General features: G+C 56.4%; 6 protein-coding genes. 2 read left to right on the top strand and 4 right to left on the bottom strand.

Annotated features, from left to right (window positions below; all coding sequences use genetic code 11):
- Positions 1-527: 527 nt before the first annotated feature.
- The 3 genes from GC125_RS00395 to GC125_RS00385 form a co-directional block, all read right to left on the bottom strand.
- Positions 528-824: a PRC-barrel domain-containing protein gene (locus tag GC125_RS00395; RefSeq protein ID WP_151983167.1), complete on the bottom strand. Its 297-nt coding sequence runs from the start codon at positions 822-824 to the stop codon at positions 528-530.
- Positions 825-1,062: 238 nt separating this feature from the next.
- A complete protein-coding gene (locus tag GC125_RS00390) occupies positions 1,063-2,160 on the bottom strand; it encodes an HPP family protein (RefSeq protein WP_151983225.1) in 1,098 nt (365 codons plus the stop codon).
- A gap of 273 nt (positions 2,161-2,433) precedes the next feature.
- A complete protein-coding gene (locus GC125_RS00385) occupies positions 2,434-3,387 on the bottom strand; it encodes a YihY/virulence factor BrkB family protein (RefSeq protein ID WP_151983224.1) in 954 nt (317 codons plus the stop codon).
- A 357-nt stretch (positions 3,388-3,744) separates the two neighbouring features.
- On the opposite strand from GC125_RS00385, the gene GC125_RS19870 reads away from it, so the two are divergent.
- Positions 3,745-3,921, top strand: a complete 177-nt coding sequence (locus tag GC125_RS19870; RefSeq protein WP_199864380.1) for a hypothetical protein — start codon at positions 3,745-3,747, stop codon at positions 3,919-3,921.
- Positions 3,922-4,459: 538 nt separating this feature from the next.
- On the opposite strand, the gene GC125_RS00380 is transcribed toward GC125_RS19870, so the two are convergent.
- Complete coding sequence (locus tag GC125_RS00380) at positions 4,460-4,927, bottom strand: hypothetical protein (protein ID WP_151983223.1); 468 nt, start codon at positions 4,925-4,927, stop codon at positions 4,460-4,462.
- Here GC125_RS00380 and GC125_RS00375 point away from each other — a divergent pair.
- On the top strand, positions 4,926-5,337 hold a 412-nt coding region (locus GC125_RS00375), incomplete at its 3' end, for a recombinase family protein (protein WP_199864379.1). The two genes, GC125_RS00380 and GC125_RS00375, sit on opposite strands and share 2 nt — an antisense overlap.

Below are 5,337 nucleotides of genomic sequence, written 5' to 3'. Positions count from 1 at the left end.
CGGCAATCATGACGAAACAGGAGTCTTCACCGCATCGCCGTTGTAGGCGACGCGAAACGCTTTACGTCCACATGGACGCGAACCGCAGAATTGCAATCAGCCCTTAACGTAGGAGACGGACTGTTATCACGCATGAACACGGCTGAGTTGATGTCTGCGGACTGCATGTCGCGCGGGAGCCGCTAATGCGATGGTGCCCGGAGGAACAGTCGAGAGATACGGGGAACGCCATACGATCGCCCCGCAAGGCCAAGATGCGCGACCTTGCTTAACACGAGACTAACGGCGCGCCTCGTTTAGAGTTGTTTCGCTTTCGCCGGGTTGGCAGTCGTGCAAACCAGGTCGCCTTCGCTAGGATCTCGAATTTGCTGTCGGTCTCGGTCTGAACGCGGGCCGCTAGCTAAGAATTGACCTGTTCGACCGCACCAAGGCGCTCCTTTGCGATCTAACAGAGAGAGTATTTTACGGGTCGAACTTTTACGCTGGCGACCCGTGTGATGAGCCCTGCGTTCACAGGGCTCTTCTACTCAGTCCTTATGCTCAGGCATGTCCTTGAGCTGGTCCTTCGTCCAGGTGGTAACGGCATGAACCGTTCCGCTTTCATCGCGCATTATGTCGAGTTCGCTGGCCGCGACTGCGACAGACTTTGCGCCGAAGCCAAGGAAGCCGCCGACATCGATGACAACTCGCCCGGTATTACCGACGCCGTGCATATGCGCGATGGTGCCGACCTTTTCGTCGTTGGCGCCATAGACGGTCGCACCCTTGAGGTTGCGGTCGGTTATTTCGATGTCCGTAAGCCTGACGTGTCTGCTGTGGTCCAATTCTGGCATCCTCTTGTATTTGCGAGGAGGCAACACTGAACTCGCACCTCTGTTCCCACGCAGGCAAAATTGCATGGAAAATGGGATCTCAATGTTTAGCGGCGGTCTGATCATCGCGGCGCTTCGTTACTTCCTGTCTGGTCCAGGATCGGAATCGTTCGGTGCGAAACGCCACTGCACTGTTTGTTAGGCTACGGGCTCATGATCAACCGGAAGCACAGTTTCTTGCACAAGCATTCTAGCTTGCTAGCTGAACGGCCGTTTCATCGACTGCTCGAATGCGCGTTAGAGCGGCCAGCAGGTCTGTCTGGCTGATCATGCCCACAATTCGTCGCTGATTATCAACAATTACCACCGCATGCGCTCTACCCGATAGAAGTGGCTTGGCAAGTTCAAGCGCTGCAACGTCTTCCGTAGCAACGACCGGCTCAGACCAAATCTTACGGAGAGACACAGTACCTGCAATGTTCGCCAGTTCGCGCAAGCCAACAGTGCCGTAGATTATGCGCTGTTCATCGACTACCGGGATGGTTCTTAAGCCGCGCTCCAGTAGCGTGCTAAGCGCCTCTCGCGCCGTAGCGTGCGGGCCCAATGAAATGATGTCTCGAGACATGATATCCCTGCATCGTAAATCCGGCCTGGCCCTGGCGGCGACGGCTGTCTCGATCGAAGAGACCAGTTGTTTCAGGTCTTCGCGCGAGACGTCCACTGTAAGGTCAAGGCCGCTCAGTGCGGTGTCAAGGTCTGCTTCGTTAAAACCAAAACGTCTCGTCGCCGGTTGATCAGATGTCCCAATCGGACTGACGTCAACTCGCGTTGGCTTGTGAGGATAGGTGCGGCCCATCATCCTATGCAGGATGACCGCAGCAAGAACCATGCATGTCGAATTCAACGCGGCCGGCATCAGCGGATTGAGGACGCTGACTTCGGAACTTGCCAGGACTGCTGTCAGCGCCATCGCGCCACCAGGAGGATGCAGACTGCGCGTAAACGACATGAGCGCGATAGCTGCAGCAACGGCGATTCCAGCCGCGACGGCTATATCCGGGATAGCCATCGCGCACATCGTGCCGACCAAGGCCGATATGGAATTTCCGCCGATGACCGGCCAAGGCTGTGCTAGCGGACTGCTTGGGATCGCAAAGAGGAGAACGGCCGTTGCGCCCATCGGTGCTAATAGGAACGGCAAGGAGATGCCGCTTTGAAGCACAGCGCCACTTGCGAGCCCAGTAGCGGCGATTGCGAGAAAGGAAGCGATTATCCCTAAAAGCCGATCGCGAGTGGAGGCGCCCGGCAGAAGAGGGGCTAAGAATTGGCGTGACTGTCTGATAGGCATTTTGCTCAATCAACGTGCAGATTTCATAGAAGCTGCTTGCCAGCGGCGCGGCATAAAGCCAAGAAACAGTTTCCTCGTATCGCCTCAAAGCTCGAAATATCTGATCATTCCGAAGATATCCCGCGGCGCCGAAGCTCTCATCACCATTTTAGTCGAACATGTGCTCCTGAACCGGTTCGGTCACATGGATCGAGCTCGCCGCCTGGTGCCAACGAGCGACGCTAAGCGGCGAGAGGATGATGGAGCAGTTGACTTGCCGCAGGCAAACGACGTTCAGGTTCGAGTTCCGACCACACTATCGGCCATCTCGGCACCGCGTTGACCCATGGGACGCTCAGGTCCGGTGGTGGTGTCACGGGCAGTCTGATGCTCAAGTTCAGCATTGAGCTCAGCACCAATCAAAAGGATCATTACCGATATCCACGTCCACATCATGAAGCCTATCACTGCCCCAAGTGAACCATACGTGGCGTTGTAGTCGGCAAAATTTTCCAGGTACCAAGAGAACCCGATGGACGTGACGATCCACACAAGCGTGGCAAGACCGGATCCCCATGTGATCCAACGCCACTTGGCGTTGTCTCTACTGGGCCCATAGCGATAGATTATTGATATGACAAGCATGACCATCAGAAAAACGAATGGCCAACGCCCGTACTTGATCAGTACCTCAGTGGCAGCTTCCATCCGAATTGCTGCCATGAGTGCCGGAACGACACCAACCGCGATAATCAGAATGATCCCGATGACTATTCCGCCGAAGGTAAAAGCAAGCGACACCGCGTTGTATATAATAAAGCTGCGCTTTTCCTCTTCATCGTAAACGATATTCATTGCATCAAAGAGAGACTTCATGCCGCTGTTTGCACTCCAAAGCGCAATAGCGAAACCAGCCAAGAACCCTACGCTAAGCGAGGTTGTTTCCTGCTTGGCCAATGCCGTCAGTTGCTGTTCGATCACCTCCAGTCCGCCGGTAGGGAGTAGTCCTCCCATATAAGCGACATGATCGGCGATCGTCTGCGGATCTGCGACAAAGCCATAAACGGATACAAATGCTGCCAGGGCAGGAAACAGAGCCAGCAACAAGTAAAAGGTGACACCTGCCGCGGTAAGCATGATGCGATCGTCGCCAATCTCGGAGAAGACACGCGTGACCGTCGCCCACCAGCCGCGCGTCGAAAGCTCTCCTGGTCCATCTGCATCAGTGCTTGCGTCGCTCCGTCTCATTCAACTCACTCCTCACCGAGCATGTCCCCTTTGCCGCTTATGAATCTCTTGGCTAGAAGCAGCAGCAGCTAACCGGGGTTGACCTGTGATGTTCCAGTTGAATTTTTGCCTCCAGACTGTTTCAGGAGGAACTCTGGCGAGCGCTTAACCTGCGCTCCGCGGACGCGATTGAGAACCGGTTAGCCTGATCGAACTACAGCGTTGCGGCCGCTGGACGTTAGAGGCATCATCATGGTGGTTCCCATCCCGAGGAACCAGGGTCGCGGCTGCCTTTCCTGCCCCGAATGAAGGCCGCGACCCACTCGTTTAATGGAAGTCTTGTGGTTAAGGATGTACGATATAGGCGGGGGAGCAGTCTTGGAGCCGGAAGAGGCCGAGAAATGGAAATCGTTAAATCAAGAGGAGATTTACGATGTCGCCGATCGCCATTATAAACTCGCCGGATCAGCCAAGGCCACGCGACGATTTGCCGAGAGGGGAAGCGGACTTCAGGACGAGGCCGCTCCTAGGGACGACTACTGGAAGACCAACTGACGCCTCACAGTAAACCGACCCAGGGCGTCCTCGCCCAATACGCTGGCAAGATGCGATCAACACTCGACGTTGAAGAGCAAGCCTGTGTCCACGTGCGGCCGATCAAGAGTGCAAGGTCCTTTCGCAGTTAGGATCGTCGGCGCGCAAAATCGCGGCAACTGTGCGTCCCCATGTCGTCAGACAGAGTGCGCCGTCGTCGGCTCGCACGACGAGGCCAGCCGAGATGGCCGCTGATAGCATATCTTCGCAAGCGCGCTCGTCGCCCTCTGACACCAACAGCTCTCGATCAAGCAATTTCAAAAACGAAGCGATTGGTCCCGATGGCAATGGGGCACCTCGGCCCGTTCTGCCAATGACCAACCGAGAGATCCCTGGAGTTTTCACCATGCTTTCGTGCCCCCTGCAAAAAGGTAACACGATGAGACCATGGGTAAACAATCGAGCGCTAATTTTGGACATTGGTCGGATGGCAAAATTCGACCAAGGTCGGATCACGAAGATAAATGATCCGTTGATCCCCTATGACGGTATCGGCGATTCAGCCTGCCGGCCGGGTATTGTTATTAAGCTCTTCGTCCTTCGCCTTCAGCAGATTGCGACCTGCCATCGTCGTTTTAATCCCATTCAAGCCAGTCTCTATGAGGCCCAGTGTTTGAAGCCGCACCTCAATCTCTTCAGGCAGCATCCGCGCCCGTCTGTTGTCGATGTGCCTCAGCCAGTCCCACTCGTTCCGGCTCAACTCCTTCCTGCGGACATCGTCTGCCATCGCCAGCACCCCCATTCTCCGGCCCGTAGGATGCCGGACATGGGTCGCGTGGTCAATTTTGGAAGGATGAAGCTGGCGTCGATGTGTCCGGACGAGGACAGGAAGAACGATTGACAGCTCCGCGTTGACCAGGCCAGCATTCCGCCCACAGACATTGACCTGTCCGCCTTTCAACCCCGGCATCCGAAGCGGCCAGCGATCAGCCCGCAAATACACCAGAAGTTTGGAGACCTCCCCCATGCGCGCTGCGATCTACGCCCGCTTTTCGACGGAGCTGCAGCAGGAAGCCTCGATTGACGACCAGGTGCGCAATGCCCGGGCTTTGATCGAAGGTCGCGGCTGGCAGGTTGGCGAGATCTATGCCGATCGCGCCCGATCCGGTGCGACGACGCTTCGGTCCGGCTATCAGAAGATGCTGGCAGACGCGCGCCGCAACGCGTTCGATGTCGTTGTGTGCGAGGGCCTCGACCGCCTGAGCCGCGACCAGGAGACGATCGCCGGGCTTTATAAGACCCTGCAGTTTCAGGGGATCGCGATCGTCACGTGCGCCGAGGGGGAAGTCAGCGAGATCCATGTCGGGCTGAAGGGCACGATGAACGCGCTCTTCCTCAAGGACCTTGCGCTCAAGACGCATCGCGGCCTGGAAGGTC

It is taken from the genome of Rhizobium sp. EC-SD404 (assembly GCF_902498825.1).
Lineage (GTDB): Bacteria > Pseudomonadota > Alphaproteobacteria > Rhizobiales > Rhizobiaceae > Georhizobium.
The sequence above is the reverse complement of the archived record's forward strand: the minus strand, read 5'-3'. Positions and strand labels throughout refer to the sequence as shown.